18 protein-coding genes are annotated in these 16,532 nt (G+C 62.6%); 12 read left to right on the forward strand and 6 right to left on the reverse strand.

What is annotated here, in order from left to right; all coding sequences use genetic code 11:
* Positions 1 to 17: 17 nt before the first annotated feature.
* Positions 18 to 1,238, reverse strand: a complete 1,221-nt coding sequence (locus ACIQH5_RS07570; protein WP_310207258.1) for a sarcosine oxidase subunit beta family protein — start codon at positions 1,236 to 1,238, stop codon at positions 18 to 20.
* A complete protein-coding gene (gene glyA / locus ACIQH5_RS07575; RefSeq protein WP_400401724.1) occupies positions 1,235 to 2,623 on the reverse strand; it encodes a serine hydroxymethyltransferase in 1,389 nt (462 codons plus the stop codon). The genes ACIQH5_RS07570 and glyA overlap by 4 nt, the downstream gene beginning before the upstream one ends.
* Before the next feature lie 150 nt (positions 2,624 to 2,773).
* On the opposite strand from glyA, the gene ACIQH5_RS07580 reads away from it, so the two are divergent.
* The 4 genes from ACIQH5_RS07580 to ACIQH5_RS07595 all read left to right on the forward strand — a co-directional run bounded on the left by ACIQH5_RS07580 (position 2,774) and on the right by ACIQH5_RS07595 (position 7,597).
* On the forward strand, positions 2,774 to 3,445 hold the full coding sequence (locus tag ACIQH5_RS07580) for a GntR family transcriptional regulator (protein WP_091463598.1): 672 nt from the start codon (positions 2,774 to 2,776) through the stop codon (positions 3,443 to 3,445).
* 581 nt (positions 3,446 to 4,026) lie between these two features.
* Positions 4,027 to 5,406 carry an MFS transporter gene (locus tag ACIQH5_RS07585; protein WP_400401728.1) on the forward strand — a complete coding sequence of 460 codons (1,380 nt, stop codon included), beginning with the start codon at positions 4,027 to 4,029 and terminating at the stop codon, positions 5,404 to 5,406.
* 28 nt (positions 5,407 to 5,434) lie between these two features.
* Positions 5,435 to 6,691 carry an aminopeptidase P family protein gene (locus tag ACIQH5_RS07590; RefSeq protein ID WP_400401731.1) on the forward strand — a complete coding sequence of 419 codons (1,257 nt, stop codon included), beginning with the start codon at positions 5,435 to 5,437 and terminating at the stop codon, positions 6,689 to 6,691.
* Positions 6,692 to 6,781: 90 nt separating this feature from the next.
* Positions 6,782 to 7,597 (forward strand): IclR family transcriptional regulator, encoded by an 816-nt coding sequence (locus ACIQH5_RS07595; protein WP_400401734.1) that lies wholly within the window; start codon positions 6,782 to 6,784, stop codon positions 7,595 to 7,597.
* A 158-nt stretch (positions 7,598 to 7,755) separates the two neighbouring features.
* On the opposite strand, the gene ACIQH5_RS07600 is transcribed toward ACIQH5_RS07595, so the two are convergent.
* Positions 7,756 to 8,232, reverse strand: coding sequence for a DUF4383 domain-containing protein (locus tag ACIQH5_RS07600; protein WP_062072723.1), 477 nt, complete (start codon positions 8,230 to 8,232; stop codon positions 7,756 to 7,758).
* A gap of 156 nt (positions 8,233 to 8,388) precedes the next feature.
* Between ACIQH5_RS07600 and ACIQH5_RS07605 the strand changes: the two genes are divergently transcribed.
* The 3 genes from ACIQH5_RS07605 (at position 8,389) to ACIQH5_RS07615 (ending at position 10,305) form a co-directional block, all read left to right on the forward strand.
* On the forward strand, positions 8,389 to 9,360 hold the full coding sequence (locus ACIQH5_RS07605; RefSeq protein ID WP_400401736.1) for a hypothetical protein: 972 nt from the start codon (positions 8,389 to 8,391) through the stop codon (positions 9,358 to 9,360).
* Positions 9,361 to 9,469: 109 nt separating this feature from the next.
* A complete protein-coding gene (locus ACIQH5_RS07610) occupies positions 9,470 to 9,841 on the forward strand; it encodes an ArsR/SmtB family transcription factor (protein ID WP_400401738.1) in 372 nt (123 codons plus the stop codon).
* A complete protein-coding gene (locus tag ACIQH5_RS07615; protein ID WP_105692520.1) occupies positions 9,838 to 10,305 on the forward strand; it encodes an SRPBCC family protein in 468 nt (155 codons plus the stop codon). The genes ACIQH5_RS07610 and ACIQH5_RS07615 overlap by 4 nt, the downstream gene beginning before the upstream one ends.
* Here ACIQH5_RS07615 and ACIQH5_RS07620 read toward each other — a convergent pair.
* Positions 10,302 to 10,949: a LysE family translocator gene (locus ACIQH5_RS07620; RefSeq protein ID WP_400401740.1), complete on the reverse strand. Its 648-nt coding sequence runs from the start codon at positions 10,947 to 10,949 to the stop codon at positions 10,302 to 10,304. The two genes, ACIQH5_RS07615 and ACIQH5_RS07620, sit on opposite strands and share 4 nt — an antisense overlap.
* Positions 10,950 to 11,052: 103 nt before the next feature.
* On the opposite strand from ACIQH5_RS07620, the gene ACIQH5_RS07625 reads away from it, so the two are divergent.
* Complete coding sequence (locus ACIQH5_RS07625; RefSeq protein ID WP_400401742.1) at positions 11,053 to 11,508, forward strand: Lrp/AsnC family transcriptional regulator; 456 nt, start codon at positions 11,053 to 11,055, stop codon at positions 11,506 to 11,508.
* Positions 11,509 to 11,512: 4 nt separating this feature from the next.
* Here ACIQH5_RS07625 and ACIQH5_RS07630 read toward each other — a convergent pair whose 3' ends face one another.
* Positions 11,513 to 11,971 (reverse strand): Lrp/AsnC family transcriptional regulator, encoded by a 459-nt coding sequence (locus ACIQH5_RS07630; protein WP_400401877.1) that lies wholly within the window; start codon positions 11,969 to 11,971, stop codon positions 11,513 to 11,515.
* A 365-nt stretch (positions 11,972 to 12,336) separates the two neighbouring features.
* Between ACIQH5_RS07630 and gluQRS the strand changes: the two genes are divergently transcribed.
* The gene (gluQRS, locus tag ACIQH5_RS07635; protein WP_400401745.1) at positions 12,337 to 13,224 is read left to right on the forward strand and encodes a tRNA glutamyl-Q(34) synthetase GluQRS; all 888 of its coding nucleotides are present in this window, start codon (positions 12,337 to 12,339) and stop codon (positions 13,222 to 13,224) included.
* Positions 13,225 to 13,249: 25 nt separating this feature from the next.
* Entirely contained in the window at positions 13,250 to 14,368 is a 1,119-nt protein-coding gene (locus ACIQH5_RS07640) for a serine hydrolase domain-containing protein (protein WP_400401748.1), read from the forward strand.
* On the opposite strand, the gene ACIQH5_RS07645 is transcribed toward ACIQH5_RS07640, so the two are convergent.
* Positions 14,365 to 14,982 (reverse strand): TetR/AcrR family transcriptional regulator, encoded by a 618-nt coding sequence (locus tag ACIQH5_RS07645; protein ID WP_400401750.1) that lies wholly within the window; start codon positions 14,980 to 14,982, stop codon positions 14,365 to 14,367. The two genes, ACIQH5_RS07640 and ACIQH5_RS07645, sit on opposite strands and share 4 nt — an antisense overlap.
* Positions 14,983 to 15,084: 102 nt before the next feature.
* Between ACIQH5_RS07645 and ACIQH5_RS07650 the strand changes: the two genes are divergently transcribed.
* The gene (locus tag ACIQH5_RS07650; protein ID WP_400401753.1) at positions 15,085 to 15,876 is read left to right on the forward strand and encodes an SDR family NAD(P)-dependent oxidoreductase; all 792 of its coding nucleotides are present in this window, start codon (positions 15,085 to 15,087) and stop codon (positions 15,874 to 15,876) included.
* 111 nt (positions 15,877 to 15,987) lie between these two features.
* Positions 15,988 to 16,524, forward strand: a complete 537-nt coding sequence (locus ACIQH5_RS07655) for an HD domain-containing protein (protein WP_400401756.1) — start codon at positions 15,988 to 15,990, stop codon at positions 16,522 to 16,524.
* Positions 16,525 to 16,532 lie beyond the last annotated feature (8 nt).

Genomic DNA, 16,532 nt, shown 5'->3' on the forward strand with positions numbered 1-16,532 from the left:
GTCTTGTCCTGTCCTGGCTAGTGGGCTACGGCTGCGGCGCCGTGTTCGTCGATCAAGGCGCCGGTCTCGAAGCGCTCCAGTGCGAAGGGCTTGTTTAGCTCGTGCGGAGCGCCCGTGGCAATGGTGTGCGCGAACGTCAGGCCTGCCGCCGGAGTGCCCTTGAAGCCGCCGGTTCCCCAACCACAGTTGACGAACATGTTCTCCACCGGGGAGAGGCCGACGATCGGCGAGGCATCCAAGGTGGTGTCCACAATGCCGCCCCAGGTCCGGAGCACGTGTGCCCTGGCGAAAATCGGGAAGAGCTCCACGGCTGCTGCCATCTGCTCCTCGATCACGTGGAAGGAGCCGCGCTGGCCGTAGCCGTTGTAGGAATCGACGCCGGCGCCCATCACCAGTTCGCCCTTGTGTGCTTGGGAGACGTACACGTGGACGTGGTTGGACATGACCACCGTGGGGTGGACGGGTTCGTGCAGTTCGGACACCAGTGCCTGGAGCGGGTGACTCTGGATCGGCAGGCGGAAGCCGGCCATTTCTGCCAGGACCGAGCTGTGGCCGGCGGCGCAAAGACCAACTTTTTCGGTGTTGATGGTGCCTCGGGTGGTCTGGACGCCGGTGACCCGGTTGCCGTCCTTGATGAAGCCGGTGACTTCGCAGTTCTGGATGATGTCCACGCCCAGTTCATCGCACTTGCGGGCGAAGGCCCACGCCACATGGTCGTGCTTGGCGATGCCTGCTCGCGGCTGGTACGTGGCGCCCATGACGGGGTAGCGGATATTGTCGCTGATGTTCAGGATGGGGCAGAGTTCCTTGACCTGCTGCGGGTCAAGCCATTCGGCGTCCACGCCGTTGAGCCTGTTGGCGCCCACGCGACGAACGCTTTCGCGGACGTCGCCCAAGGTGTGGGCGAGGTTCATGACGCCGCGCTGGCTGAAGAGGAAGTCGTACTCAAGTTCCTCGGGCAGGATTTCCCAGAGCTTCAGCGCGTGCTCGTAGATGGCTGCGCTCTCGTCCCAGAGGTAGTTGGAACGGATGATGGTGGTGTTGCGGGCCATGTTTCCACCGGCCAGCCAGCCCTTTTCCAAGATGGCGATATTGGTCATGCCGTGGTTCTTCGCCAGGAAGTACGCGGTGGCCAAGCCGTGCCCGCCGCCGCCCACAATCACGGCGTCGTAGCTTTTCTTCGGGTCCGGGTTGCGCCAGAGGAAGTCCGGGTGTTCGGGGAGGTGGTCTGCACTCACTTGGCTGCTCCAATCAGTTCTGCTTCGGTTGCGGTTGCGGCGCCATTGCCGTTATTGGAAAGGTGCGGGTACAGCGGGAACTTCTCTGCCAGGGCGGTGACGCGGCGGCGGAGTTCGACGGCGGTGGCGTCGTCCAGGGTCACGTCACCTTCGGTGCCTGCTTCGGTGCCGCTGGTGGTTCCGCTATTCGCTGCGGCGATCAACGCCGTCGCAATGATGTCCGAGACTTCAGTGAAGTCCTCAGCCTTGAAACCGCGTGCGGCGAGGGCGGGGGTGCCGATGCGCAGGCCCGAGGAGACCATCGGCGGGCGGGGGTCGAAGGGGACGGCGTTGCGGTTGACGGTGATGCCGATGCGGTGCAGGGTGTCTTCAGCCTGCTGACCGTTAAGTACTGAATTGCGGAGGTCGGCGAGCACCAGGTGGACATCAGTTCCTCCGCTGACAACGGAGATGCCGGCTGCGGCCACGTCTTCTTGGAGGAGGCGCTGGGCGAGGATCTTGGAGCCTTCAAGGACGCGGACCTGGCGTTCCTGGAACTCGGGCTCGGCAGCCATCTTGAAGGCCACGGCCTTGGCGGCGATGACGTGTTCCAGTGGACCACCCTGCTGGCCGGGGAACACCGCGGAGTTCACCTTCTTGGCGATGTCGGCGTCGTTGGTGAGGATCACGCCGCCGCGGGGGCCGCCGAGGGTTTTGTGGGTTGTGCTGGTGACAATGTGCGCGTGCGGGACCGGGCTCGGGTGGAGTCCTGCAGCCACAAGACCTGCGAAGTGGGCCATGTCCACCATGAGGTAGGCGCCCACCAGGTCCGCGATGCGGCGGAATTCAGCGAAGTCCAGCTGGCGGGAGTATGCGGACCAGCCGGCGACGATCAGCTGTGGCTTGCTCTCCAGTGCCAGGCGCTCAACTTCGGCCATGTCCACGGTGTGGGTATCCTCGCGAACTCCGTAAGGAACAACCTTGTACAGCTTGCCGGAGAAGTTGATGCGCATGCCGTGGGTCAGGTGCCCGCCGTGTGCGAGGTTCAGGCCCATGATGGTGTCGCCCGGGGTGATCAGTGCGTGCATGGCCGAGGCGTTGGCCTGGGCGCCGGAGTGGGGCTGGACGTTCGCGAACTCTGCGCCGAACAGGGCCTTCAGGCGGTCAATGGCGAGCTGTTCGATCACGTCAACGTGTTCGCAGCCGCCGTAGTAGCGCTTGCCGGGGTAGCCCTCGGCGTACTTGTTGGTCAGTACCGAGCCCTGTGCCTCCATGACGGCCGTGGGAGCGAAGTTCTCAGAGGCGATCATTTCCAGCGTGGACTGCTGGCGGATGAGTTCCTGGGCGATCGCCTGATCGACCTCCGGGTCCGCCTGTGCAAGCGGGCGGATCAGCGGTTCAACCATGGTGTTCTCCTTCAAAGGCTTGTCTAGTGGCCGACTGTTAGGCAACTGATATATTAGAACTATTGCCATAGTATGTTGAAGATCACATGGTCGTCAACAGGTCCGGGAAACTCATCCGTGGGACCGTGGTTGTGACAACGGGAGAGAGCAATGAGCGCAGCACTGGAAGCACTGGAGTCAGCTCCGCAGGGCACGTCCCTCGCAGAGAACGCCTACCTGCTGCTGCGCGACAGGCTCATCATGCTGGACGTCAAACCCGGCGACCCCATCAACGACGGACAAATCGCCGCCGAACTGGGAATCGGGCGCACTCCCGTCCGCGAAGCCATCAAACGCCTCGAAAGCGACCACCTTGTGGTGTCCTACCCCCGGCGCGGCACGTTCGCCACCGGCGTGGACATCACCCAGCTCGCCGAAGTCTCCGAAATCCGTGAACTGCTGGAACCGCTCGCTTCCAGGAAAGCTGCCCGCATGGCCAGCCCCGCCATGCGTTCCGAGCTCCGCGCCGTCGCCGCCGCGATCCGGGATCTTGAAGGTCAGGACAATTCCTCCCAGGAACTGATGCGCTACGACATCCAGGTGCACAGGCTCATCTACAAAGCCTCCGCCAATGCGCATCTTGAAGACGTCCTCATCCGCTACGACAACCTGGCCACCCGCATCTGGTGCCACATGCTCGAGAAGATGCCCTCCGTGTCCGGGCACATCTCCGAACACGCAGACCTCCTCACCGCCATTGCCGACGGCGACGAAGACCGCGCCGCCGAGCTCGCCCTGCACCACGTGGTCAGCTTCGAAGAGACCATCCGCAAGGTCCTCTAGGCTTCCTGTTCCGCCGCACTCCCGCCTTCCGGCGGCGGGCTCATCCTCTGCGCGCTCGGTCGTTCCTCCCTTAGACGCGCGCTGCCGGATAACCCCACCCCCCCGATCCTCTCTCACGTCCCTCGTGCTTGGGCGTGATCCTCTCTCACGTCCCTCGGGTTTGGGCGTGATCCTCTCTCACATCCCTCGGGTATGAGCCCGACCCTCCTCTCCTTTTGGGTGTCTTTCGGGTGCTTACTCAATCGCCCGTGTGCACTTGGGCTGAGGCGTCGATGCTGCCGGTGCCTAACGACGGCGAACTTTCTTCAAGGAAGTGAGAGAGCGATTGGTTGAAGGGCTAGGGACGTGAGAGAGCGGTTGGTTGAAGGGTTGGGGAAGTGAGAGAGCGTCGGGGGGTGTAGATGCGGTAGGCGCAACGTCGATGCGTTCATTACAACAAACTTCGTTCGCACTCTTAGTGCCTGTCCAGCGCAAGTAACTTCCGGAATCTCTCAAAACAACCCTTGACCGTGGCGCCGCTCACACATACTCTGGTGCAACAGCGTTGCGTTGAATGCAACCCCAATGATTTTGGTGGACACATGAGCAATGAATCCTCTGTGGCAGCCGAGCAAGGCACAGCACCTGCTTCCGGCGCCAGCCACAACCACAGCCACAACAGCCAAACCCCCAGCCCCAACCACACAGTCAGCAAGGACACTCGACGGCGAGTGGTCACTGCCAGCTTCATCGGCAACTTTGTTGAGTGGTTCGACTACGCCGTTTACGGCTACCTGGCCGGCATCATATCTACAGTTTTCTTTCCGGAGTCGGACCGGCAGACAGCTCTCCTGGCAACCTTCGGTGTCTTCGCCATCAGCTTCTTCGTGAGGCCGCTTGGTGGGTTCATCTGGGGCCATATCGGTGATCGCCTCGGACGAAAGCGGGCGCTCTCCCTCTCGATCGTGCTGATGTCAGTGGCCACGTTCTGCATCGCACTGATACCGGGCTACGCCACCATCGGCGTGATGGCGCCGATTCTGCTCCTGCTCGTCAGAGTCGTCCAAGGTTTCTCCGCGGCCGGCGAGTACGCAGGGGCGTCCGCCTTCCTGGTGGAATATGCGCCGGCGAACCGGCGCGGACTCTATGCCGCCGTCGTGCCTGCCAGTACCGCAGCGGGACTGCTGCTGGGATCCCTCCTGGCTGCCCTGCTGAGTTCAGTCCTGACGGCGGAGCAGCTCAACGAGTGGGGCTGGCGGCTGCCCTTCCTGCTGGCGGCGCCGATGGGCCTGATTGGCCGGTACATCCGGACAAAGCTGGAGGACACCCCGGCGTTCCGGGAACTGGCCGAGAAGGACGACGGCGTCAAGGCTCCCGCGCTGGCCATGTTCAGGACGTACCGGAAGCAGCTCATCATCGCTACGGGCGCGGTGCTGCTTAATGCGGTGGGCTTCTACGTGATCCTCAGTTACATGCCCACGTACTTGTCGGAAGAGTTGGGCTTCGGTGCAACGGAATCGTTCCTGGCCACCACCATTGCCCTGGCCAGCTACATCGGATTCATCTTCCTGACGGGCATCGCCTCGGACAAGTTTGGCCGCAAACGCATGCTGATCACCGCGTCGGTCCTCTTCATACTGCTGACGGTGCCGGCGTTCATGCTCCTGGACACCCGCAACTTCCTGGTGATCGTCCTGGTTCAGATCCTTCTGGGCGGCATGCTCACCCTCAACGATGGCACCCTGCCCAGTTTCCTCGCCGAACTCTTCCCAACGAAGGTCCGGTACACGGGCTTTGCCGTCAGCTTCAACCTCTCGAACGCCTTGTTCGGCGGCACCGCGCCGTTCATGGCAACCCTCCTGATCGGTATGACCGCCAGCAAGCTGGCACCCGGCTGGTACCTCGTGGCCGCCGCCGTAGTTTCCCTCATCGCAGTCCTGTTCGCCGCCGAGACTTCCAAGAAGCCTCTGCTGCAGGACTAGTACAACCCACCCATTGAAAGGAACCACCATGACCATCACCCAGAACGAGGCCGTCAACGATGTGGCCAAGCTCGAGCGCACCAAGGTCCTCAACAATGGCGACAAAGTTTCGCTGACCTTCTCCGATGCGGAGTTCGAGCGCCGCCTCGCCGGCCTCCGCCGGATCATGGCCGAGAAGGACCTCGACGCCGTGGTCCTCACCAGCTACCACTCCATCAAGTACTACTCCGATTTCCTCTTCACCTACTTCGGTCGCTCCTACGGCATGGTGGTCACCAAAGATGACACGGTGACCATTACGGCAAACATCGACGCCGGTATGCCTTGGCGGCGCAGCTACGGCGACAACCTGGTGTACACGGACTGGCGCCGGGACAACTACATCCACGCCATCCAGGAAGTCCTGCGGACCCGCGGCATCAACCCGCGCCGCATCGGCGTCGAAGATGACTCGCTGCCCCTGGACAACCGCAACAAGATCCAGGCAGCCTTCTCCGGAGCGACGCTGGTTGACGTCGCGCAGGCGGCGATGCGTCAGCGCATGATCAAGTCGGATGAGGAGATCGCGGTTATTAAGCACGGCGCCCGCATCGGCGACTTGGGCGGTGAGGCCATCCGCAACGCCATCACGGCAGGCATTACCGAGTACGAGGTTGCGTTGATCGGCACCGAAGCCATGGTTCACGAGATCGCCCGCACGTTCCCGGACTCCGAAATCCGCGACACGTGGGTCTGGTTCCAGTCGGGCATCAACACCGACGGCGCCCACAACTGGGCCACCACCCGGAAGATCCAGGAACACGACATCCTGTCCCTGAACTGTTTCCCCATGACCAGCGGCTACTACACGGCGCTGGAGCGGACCCTGTTCTACGGCGAACCGGATGCCCGCTCCCTGGAACTGTGGAACATCAACGTGGAGGTCCACAAGCGCGGCCTTGAACTCATCAAACCCGGCGCCGTCTGCAAGGACATCGCTGCCGAGCTCAACGAGATCTACGTCAGCCACGGCTTGCTGGCCAACCGCACGTTCGGATACGGCCACTCCTTCGGTGTGCTGAGCCACTACTACGGACGCGAAGCCGGCCTGGAACTGCGCGAGGACATCGACACCGTGTTGGAGCCGGGCATGGTGGTTTCCATGGAACCGATGATCACCGTGCTGGACGGGCAGCCGGGAGCCGGCGGTTACCGCGAGCACGACATCCTGGTGGTGGGCGAGGACGGTGCGGAGAACATCACCAAGTTCCCGTTCGGTCCCGAGTACAACATCATCGGAGCCTAGTGGTCCGGCCGGTGGACACAGCGTAGTGTCCACCGGCCGCACGTCCCTTCCCCAGCAAAATCCCGTGCCCCGGCGAAATATAGTGAACCCATGACTCCCACTGAATCCAGCGAAGCTCCTGATACCAGCAACGGCAACGGCGACAGCAAAAACACCTCCGTCATCGTCAACGCCATTGCCGTGTTGAGGAGCTTTACAGCCGATGAACCGCTTCTGGGAGTCACCGAAATCGCTGGGCGGATCGGCCTGCACAAGAGCACCGTCAGCCGCATCCTGGCGACGCTGGAACAGGAAAACCTTGTAGAGCGCGACGTCGATTCGCGCAGGTTCCGCTTGGGCTTGGGGATGATCGCCATGGCGGGCCCCCTCCTGGCGGAACTCGAAGAGCGCCGCGTGGCCTACCCGGTACTGCGCGAACTTACTGAGCGGACGGGGGAGACCAGCGCACTCATGGTGTGGAATGGCAACGAGTCCATGTGCGTGGAACAGATTCCCAGCCGTCACCAGGTCAAGCACCTCACCCCCTTGGGTGCCCGGTACAACGAAGCACTGAGCTCCTCGGTGCAGGTGTTCCTTGGCTCGGAGAACGAGGACCGTGTGCGTCAGTTGTTGCGCAGCGGTTCCATCACCCTTCCCGGTCTGGACGAGGACGCTATTGAGGCATATCTCGCCCGGGTGGGGGAGTCCATGAAGCGCGGCTGGGCCGTGAACTTCGGGGAGACGTCCATTGAGGAAGTTGGCGTCGCCTCGCCCGTTTACGATCACCGCGGCGACATCGTTGCGTCCGTCCTTATTCCGGCGCCGAAATTCCGTGTTTCGGAGGACACCCTGAACAGCCTCGGTGAAGCCTGCGCCGCAGCTGCGGCCAAGGTCACCACACGGCTGGGTGGCCGCGCGCCGCGCTAAGCCGCAAACCGCCGTCGAGTTGGCATTTGATGACAATCCCGGGCGCGAACATTGTCATTACGTGGCATCTCGGCGTCAGGGGGACGCCGAACAAAGCGGCGGCCGTCCCCTCACAGGGACAGCCGCCGTCGTTGTTCTATAGGGCGTGCGGAAGGGGCTTAAATCTTCCGTCGCGCTGGGGTTTCGTCCATGGCATCCCTGCCCAACCAGGCGCCCAGACCGATCATGGCAACACCAAGGATGAGGTGCAGCCAGTTGTCAGCCGTGTTGAACGGGACAAAGTTGGCACCTGTTTCCTGGTTGATGACCAGGCCATAGATCCAAAGAACGATGTATACGGCGCCGCCGCCCAACAGGAACAGGCGGGCCATGCGTGCGTTCCTTGCCATGGCCAAGCCGGCCACGCCAAACAGCAGATGAACGATGTTGTGGAGTACGGACACTTGGAAGACTCCAAGCAGCATGGCGCCGGATTCATGTCCCGCAAAGGTCATGGCGCCGAAATTGGTGGTGATCCCCGGGATGAAGCCCAGGACGCCTACCAGCAGAAATACAATGCCAACGCCCATGGCGGTGTTGTGAAGTGTCAACCCCATCATGTGGTGGTGTTCGGCGGGGTGCGAAGCGGTGGTCATCAAGTCCTCCCTTTCACGCTGTTACCCGGCTCTTCTCATGGAGAGCCGACCTGCGGCAAGGGGTGTGGCAAAACCTTGCCGACGCCGCCATAATACTCCTGAAATGGCTCCGATAGCAGGGGATGTGCCCAGTTCAGCGGCGGTTAGCATGGATTTATGAGCCAAGCTCCCAACGGACGTGTGCACACGATCTTCCATGACACCCGGGATTTGACGCCTTTCCGCGAGGGCTATGTTCGTACGCCTGTGCGCGGACTGGCTGACGGCATGAATGACGTGCTTTCCGGCGTGCTCGGTGGTCGTGACCATGCGCGGCTCTCCCTGGTGGGAAATGTCCCGCGGTTGAAGATGTTGTCCTCCAAGACGGTGAAGTCCATGCACGAGGCCGTGTTTACGTCCACCGAACCCGATCCTCTGTTGGCTTTCGGCCGCATGAATCCCGGATGGGCGGGGCTGTGCCACGTCATGGCGGGCCTGCTCGCCTACAAACACGGCGGGTTCCTGCGCGCTTCCGAGCTGCTGCAGCGCGGTTTAACAACAAGGATCGACGACGACGCCAGCCAGTTCTCGGCGATGTACCTTGGGCAGGTGGTCACCCGGGTTGAGGTGACCGAGCGCATTGAGGTTCCGGTCCTGTTCAGCGAGGAGTCCGTGTTCTTGGCCTTGTCCCATTGCCTCCGCGAAATGGGCATGACCCAGGCGGCGTTGGAAGCGGTGGTGACGTTGCCGCCGTCGTTGCCTTCTGCGTTGGCGCGTTGCACGGCGGCGTTCGCTGTGGAGCGCCACCGCGACGTGGTGCTGTGGACGGAGGGTTTGCTGAACACGGACGATCTCTCGGCGGCGCTTCTGTTAATACGTGCGCGGTCACAGCGGGCGAGGGGTGACTTCGAGTCGGCCCAGGTGGCCTTGAAAGAAGTACTCCGGCGCAGGAAGACCAATCTGGCGTTGAAGAATGACGCGTTGACTGACCGGGCGTTGTTAGCCCTTGACCAGGGCCGCCGTACTCTGACTCCGCGGTCCAAGCGGCAGGTCCCGCCTGCTGAGTTGGAGACCTTGGAAGTGATCCGCAAGGACGCTGAGATGCGGCGTCTTTGGGAGAACGACTTCCGGAATCTGGGCGGCGAGTAGAAAAGCCATTGTGCCTTTCATGGGAGAGGCGTAGTCTCTTAATCAACCAATCAGTTGATCAACGATTTAGTTGATTACGGATTGATTGCTATGAAAGGCGAACGCGGCAATGGAATCAGATACTCAGGGCCCGGACACCCTGGACAGGGCGTTCATGGCTTTGGCGGATCCGGTGAGGCGGGCCATGGTGGCCCGGCTGTCCCGGGGGGACGCCACGGTCAACGAGCTCGCTGAACCATTCGCCATCACCAAGCAGGCGGTTTCCAAACACATACAGGTCCTTGAGCACGCAGGATTGGTCACCCGATCGCGGGACGCCCAGCGCAGGCCTGTCCATCTGGATGCAGCCGCCTTGGAGCGGTTGACCGCCTGGATTGACCAGTACCGGCTGATTGCCGAGTCCCGCTTCCGGCAGCTGGACGAGCTGCTGGGTGCAGGCATCCCGCACGAGGAACAAACAAGGAAAGAGGAACCGAAATGAGCAATCCAACAACCATCACCGCTGATAGTGGCGTGCCGTTCGTTGACACGGTCCGCGAATTCGACGCTCCCGTCAGTGCAGTTTTCAAAGCCCATGTTGACCCGGACCTCCTGGCCAAGTGGCTGGGCCCGCGCAGCACGACGACCAAAATTACCGAGTACAACGCCTCCACAGGCGGCAGTTGGCGCTACGAAAGCGGTGACGACAGCGGGATGTACGGCTTCCGCGGCGTTTTCCACACCGTTGAATCCGACGCCCTGATCATTCAGACCATCGAGTTCGAGGGCGCACCCAACCAGGTGGTCATCAGCACCACCACCTTCGAGGAAATCGATGGCAGGACGCGGATGTCAGCCCACGAGGTCTACCCCTCCGTTGAAGCTCGGGACATGGCTTTGGCCACGGGGATGGACTACGGCGTGATCGAAGGATACGAGCGGTTGGATGAACTGCTTGCCGCCTAAGCTCCCGCCGGCTGTAGAAGCGGTAGGAGTTGCTCCGACAGCAGCACTGTCCCCAACCCGATCATGATGATCCCGCTGACCAGGGTCACCACGCGGGCGGCGCCGGGCCGGGAAGCCAGCAGCTTCCTGGACGTCAATGCGACGGCCGTGTAGACCACCCCTGCAAGGACAACGAAAGTCAGGCCCAATAGGCCCGACTGGACCGGAACGGGCAGTGCTGCCTCGGGGCTCACGAACTGTGGCACCAGCGCCACGAAGAAAAGCAGGCCCTTGGGATTGATACCGCTGGTGCCCATGCCCTGAAGGAACGTGCGGAGCTGGTTATCGGACTGCACGACGCCGCCGTCCGCACTGAAGCTCGCGCCTCGCCAGGAGCGGATGGTAGCCACGCCGAGCCACAGCAGGTAGGCGGCTCCCGCGATGGTCAGCCACCCCAGCAGTCCCGGAACTCCAGCAAGCAGGGCCGCCAACCCAGCCGCCATCAGCAAGGTGTGGATCACGTACCCGCTGCACAGGCCGGCGACGGCGGGGACGAAGCTGCGTTGCTTGAGCCCGGCTGAGATCGAGTAGGCCCAGTCGACGCCGGGCGTGCACGCCAAGCTGACGGCAACAATCATGAAGGCCAGGAACAGCTGCGGGTTCACGTTTTCTCTCCAGGGCTAGATGGTAGGAAAACTCTAGGGAAAATCAGCCCATAAGTGTTCCCATATTTAGCCCGCTATCCGCTGTTCTGGGTAGGATTATTGCGTGATTGACGGAATCGACAGAAGTATTTTGCGCCACCTCCGAGAAGATGGCCGGATGACTGCCACGGCTCTTGCCTCGAAGGTGGGTTTGACGGTGGCTCCATGCCATCGGCGTCTCCGTGATCTGGAGTCCTCGGGGGTGATTCGCGGCTACCGTGCGGACATCGATCCCGCGGCTGTGGGGCTGGGTTTTGAAGCGATTGTTTTTGTCACCCTCAAGCAGGTGGAACGCACCATCATGGCGGAGTTTGAGGAGCGTGTGGCAAACAGCCCCAACATCGTGGAAGCCCAGCGCCTTTTCGGATCCCCGGATTACCTGCTCAAGGTCATCGCGGCGGACCTGCCCGCGTACCAGCGGTTCTACGACGACGAACTTGCGGCTCTTCCCGCGGTGGAGCGCCTCACGTCAACGCTGGTGATGAAGAATTTGAAAACCAACGTCGGACCTCCGGTCTAAGGCACTACTCCGCGAGCAAGCCAGTGGTCCGGTATGGGATCACTTCCCGGAGGAACATGCTGGTGGATGTGCGCACTATCCCGGGGCACAGGCGAATCTCTTCGGAGACCCGGTAAAGATCGTCCGGACTTTTGGCCACCACTCTGATGATGAGGTCGGTATCTCCAGCGGGGGCGTGGCATTCAAGGACTTCGGGGATTTCCCGCAGGGCCGCGATGGCCTCGTTCAAGTGGCTTTGGTCCAGTTCGGCGCTGACAGCTGCAGCCACACCACGCCCCAAGGCCGAGGGCAGGACCCGGCTGCTGTTGGGGCGCAGGGCTTCGGACGCAGTCATTCGTTCCAGGCGCGACTGAACTGTTCCGCGAGCGAGGTGCAGCTTCTGGGCCAGCACCATGATGGGCACGCGGGGATCCTCGTCCAAAGCAGCGAGGATCCGGCGGTCCGTGGCGTCGAGTTCCTGCAATGTGACCACTCCCTGACTAAGTTTTCGCACCAGACTGGTCAGATCGACCAATGATTGTGATGTCCGTTGCACCAACTGTATGTCTCCTGCTCAAATGGTGACAACGAAGCAGGACGAGGCTACCGCCGAAACCCGCAGGCGCCAGGACCCCGGAACACCACCCGGAGCCCTGCACAGGTTTCCCGCAAGGAAGCAGCCGCTGATTGACTCTTGTTCACAGCATTGTCATTCTGCACCCGCCCCTTCACCCGGGCATCACAGCAAGAGCCCCTGAGCTACCGGATCGTTGCGGTAGCTGAGGGGCTCTTGTGGTTTCTCAGGACCCGTTCGCCGGCCTCTTCTGCCCCGCCGCATAGGCTTGGATCATGACTTCTGCTGGCCGCTTCGCCCCGAGCCCTTCCGGCGAATTGCACGTCGGCAACCTTCGCACAGCAATTCTCGCCTGGCTGTTCGCGAAGTCCAGTGGCCGGGACTTCCTGCTGCGCGTCGAGGACCTGGACCGTGCCCGGTCCGGCGCTGAGGCGGAGCAGCTCCGCGATCTGCAGGCTGTGGACGTCAGGTGGGACGCCGCCGTCGTACGCCAGACCGAGCGCGCGGACTTGTACGCCGCGGCGATTGAGCGTCTTACCGCTGAAGGCAGGACCTATGAGTGCTTCTGCACGCGTCGCGAGATCCAGGAAGCGCCGTCCGCGCCGCATGCGCCGCAGGGCGCCTACCCCGGGACGTGCCGGCGACTTTCGCACGCCGAACGCGAGATCCGGCGATCGACGCGCCCGGCATCCATCCGCCTGCGGTCCGACGTTTCAGAATGGGCTGTTGAGGATCAGTTGCGCGGCCAATATGTGGGCGTCGTGGACGACTTTGTCCTGCGGAGAAATGACGGCGTCACGGCCTACAACCTCGCTGTAGTTGTTGACGATGCCGCCCAAGGAATTGACCAGGTGGTGCGGGGCGATGACCTCCTCCCGTCCACCCCGCGGCAGGCATATTTGGCGCAGCTCCTCGGGCTGCCGGCACCGGAATATGCCCACGTTCCGCTGGTGGTGAACCACGACGGCGTCAGGCTGGCAAAGCGCGACGGTGCCGTCACGCTGAGCGACCTCGCCGCCGTCGGAATTCCCGCCGAGCGCGTGCGTGACCTGATCCTTGAGTCCCTCCGCTTGCCTGCCGGAACACTGGAAGAGGCCTTGCCGCGATTCCGCCCACAGGAGCTCCCCGGAGAGCCTTGGGTGTGGAAAACTCCCCGGGTCTGAACCCGCTGCGGCGTAGGCTGTCTGGATGCAGTCACAGCTGATCGCCCCAGGTTTCGAACCCGTCGCCGAGCTCTTCGGCCGTTTTCTCGAGCAGGATCCGGAATACTCCGCGCAAGTCGCGGCGTACCACCGCGGCGTGAAGGTGGTGGACCTCAGCGGCGGTCCGCACATCCGACCTGATTCGGTCACGGGCGTCTTTTCGTGTTCCAAAGGCATGGCCGGACTGGTCATGGCGTTGCTGGTTCAGGACGGCCAGTTGGATCTTGAAGCGGAAGTGGTTAAGTACTGGCCAGAATTCGGCGCTGAGGGCAAGTCTTCCGTGACGGTTGCCCAGCTTCTTTCGCATCAGGCCGGGCTCCTTGGCGTGGAAGGCGGCCTGACCCTCCATGAGGTCAACAACTCCGAGCTCGCAGCCGCCAAGCTCGCCCAACTGCCGCCGCTGTGGAAGCCCGGCGCCGCGTTCGGATACCACGCGCTGACCATCGGCATCTTCATGGAAGAGCTGTGCCGCCGCATCACTGGTTCCACGCTGCAGGAAGTCTTCGAGCAGCGGATCCGTGCCGTGACCGGCGCTCACTTCTACCTTGGCCTGCCCGATTCCGAGGAGGCCCGCTTTGAGCCGTTCCGCTGGGCGGCTGATCCCTCGTGGCCATGGGTGGACCCGGCCAGCCACGTGGGCATGGCTGCCAACGCGGCCGTGGGCGACATCCTTGATCTTCCTAACATCCGTGAAGTCCGGGCTGCCGGCATGAGTTCGGTGGCCGGCGTGGCCAGCGCGGAAGGCATGGCGAGGATCTATGCGGCGGCCCTGACCGGTTTGGAGGGCGAATCCGCCATGCCTCCCCTTCTGACGGAGGAGACCATTCGGAGCGTTTCCGCTGAGCAGGTCTTCGGCATCGACCGCGTGTTTGGCGAGACGGGCTGCTTCGGCACCGTTTTCATGAAGTCCCACTCGCGGATGCCGTTTGGCAGTTACCGCGCATTCGGGCACGACGGCGCCAGCGCATCTCTGGGGTTCGCGGACCCTGTGTATGAACTCGGCTTTGGGTACGTGCCGCAGGCGGCGGAGCCCGGTGGATTGGGGTGCCGAAACTTCCAGCTGAGCTCGGCCGTCAGGGAAGTGATTGCTGGCTTCGGGGCTTAGTGGAGCTGGCGCTGTGCGGCCGGGACTCCGGACGCCATTCCTGCCCACAAGGTGTCGGTGGTAGCGGTGATGACGTCCTCCACTGAATTTCCGTCCAACTGCCCGCCAGCCGCAAGAAGGGCTGTGCCATGGAGGCTCACGAAGCACACCATGGCCAGTGTTTCGGGGTTGCCGGCGGCCAGGGCACCGGCTTCCTGCGCCTCGGCGATCATGGCTTGGGCAACGTGTATTCCTTGTACTCCGGTGTTCCGCAGCTCATCGCTGGAGTCTGGGTGGTGCTTGGTGGAGTACATCACCGTCAGCAGGGCGGGGTGTTCAACGGCGAAGTGAACGTAGGCCTTCCCAACGCTGACGAAACGGCCGCGGAGGTCTTCGCCCGACTGGGCGGCGTCCTGGATGAGGCGGTTCATTGACTCGAAGCCAGCCAGTGCCACGGCGTCGATCAGGGCCTGCTTGTCGCGGAAGTGCTTGGCCGGGGCGCCGTGGCTGACGTTCACGTCGCGGGCCAGCTGCCTCAGGGAGAGTCCATCCACGCCAGCTTCTTCGATGGTTTCCATGGCGCGTTCCAGGAGGGCTTCCCGGAGTTTGCCGTGGTGGTATGGCTGGTCAGTCATGGCTCAAGTCTAGGCCAATGTAGTCATTGACAACAAAGTAGACACTGCCTACCATGTAGACAGCGACTACATCAGGTACGCCTCAACCGATGGGATCCACCAATGACCATGACCTACGCAGGTACCACTGCACTCATCACCGGTGCCAGCTCCGGCCTCGGCGCCGAATTCGCCGGACAATTTGCTGCCCGGGGCTCCAACCTTGTCCTGGTAGCCAGGCGTGCAGACCGTCTTGAGGAGTTGGCTCAGGACTTGCGCTCCAGGCACGGTGTCACCATTACTGTCCTTCCCCTGGACCTGGGCCGGGCCGGTGCCGGACGCGAGCTCTTCAGCGAACTGTCCGGGCGGGGAATCACCGTGGACACCTTGATCAACAACGCGGGTTTCGGAACCCATGGTCCGTTGGTGGAGGAAGACCCGGACACCATTGCCTCTGAGATCTCGCTGAATGTGGCCGCCCTCGTGGATATTACGCGTGCATTCCTGCCAGATCTGCTCGCCTCCGGAAAGGGTGCGCTGGTGAATGTCGCCAGTACCGCTGCTTTCCAACCCATTCCCGGCATGGCCGTGTACGGCGCCACCAAGGCCTTCGTCCTGAGCTTCACCGAAGCCGTGGCCCACGAAACCAGAAACTCCGGGCTCAACGTCCTGGCCCTTTGCCCGGGTGCGACGCGCACCGAGTTCTTCGACGTCCTTGGCGGCGACTCAGCAGCCGTGGGCAAGATGCAGACCTCTGCGCAGGTTGTGGGAACAGCGCTCAAGGCGTTGGATCGCAAGGACACCCCCGGCAGCGTGGTCTCCGGTTGGGTCAACCGCGTCGCTGCCGGCTTCGCGCAGCGTTTGCCCAGGGCCGTCACCGTGGCCATCGCTGCGCGCGCCGTTCAGGACTGGTAGGGCTGGCGGACCGGTCAAGACGGGCAGTCCGGTGTTTCGGGTTCCGGAACAGCGGATAGCCTGAAGGGGAGGACCGATCCCCGACGGTCCCTCTTCAAGCCGGAGGCCAGCATGACCGAACCACGCTTTACCGTAGAGACAGCCCAGGTTTTGGCCGAGGTGGCTCACAACCGGCAGAAGGACAAGCTCAAACGGCCGTATCGGGAACACGTTCTGGCCGTGGGTGATGCGCTCGCCGACTTTGATGAAGACATCCAGATCGCCGGCTACCTTCACGACATCGCCGAAGACACACCCATCACCCGGCAAGCCCTGCTGGAAATGGGGGTGTCCGAGCGTGCGGTAGACATCATTGAGCGCGTCACCCGCCGCTTCCATGATGATCCGGACGATTACGACGCCGGTATCCGCTTCGTTGCGGAGGACCACGACGCAACGTTGGTGAAGATCGCGGACAACGCCCACAACTCCCTGCCCGAGAGGGTCAAAGCGCTTGCCGAAAAGTGGCCGGACAAGCCTCCGGTAACCCGCTACGCCGATGCCCGCCCTGTGCTGTACACGGCCGTTCCGCGCGAAGAGGTCCGGATGATCCTGGAGCGGATCAACCCGTACCTGATCCCGGAGCTGGACGAGATCGTTCCCGAGTAGCCTTAGTT

Source organism: Paenarthrobacter sp. NPDC091711 (assembly GCF_044756605.1).
Classification (GTDB): Bacteria; Actinomycetota; Actinomycetes; order Actinomycetales; family Micrococcaceae; genus Arthrobacter.